The sequence below is a fragment of the Chryseobacterium sp. CG10_8 genome (assembly GCF_058117085.1).
Map to the genome: position 1 here is coordinate 1 of NZ_JBYVEB010000293.1, position 467 is coordinate 467.

At 35.5% G+C, this 467-nt stretch carries 1 protein-coding gene; it reads left to right on the forward strand.

All coding sequences use genetic code 11. The features are described from left to right. Nucleotides 1-15: 15 nt before the first annotated feature. On the forward strand, nt 16-467 hold a 452-nt coding region (locus AC4AGG_RS16810; protein WP_489773172.1), incomplete at its 3' end, for a hypothetical protein.

Genomic DNA, 467 nt, shown 5'->3' on the forward strand with positions numbered 1-467 from the left:
TGTAGATATCAAAATTTGAGATACACTTCAACCAGTAATACTACTGGTAGTGTTACTGCGGGAAGTACTGTTCTTAACATGTTGTATTCTACAAGTGGTGGATCTATAGGTACAGCAGGAGGGACTTCTTATTTATTTGGAGAAACATCTCCTGCAACTGTAGGAGGTAGCTATACCTTAACATTTGCTACACCTATTGAAAACTTAGATTTAGAACTGTCAAGTATCAATTGGATCTCAGAGACAGGAAAGACTGTTGTAGGTAATTTTACCATTGTAAGAGAAGATAATTCCGTGAACAGTAATGTTGATTTTAGAGTTACTAACTCTCAACGTAATCTTGTAAAGACAGAATATAATTATGGAGGTACAGTTTATCATGCTGTTCAGGGTAATTATTATGGAGGTGCAGTACAGGCAGGAGGTATCATAAACTTTTCAGGATTGACAAATTTAGTAAGTAATGG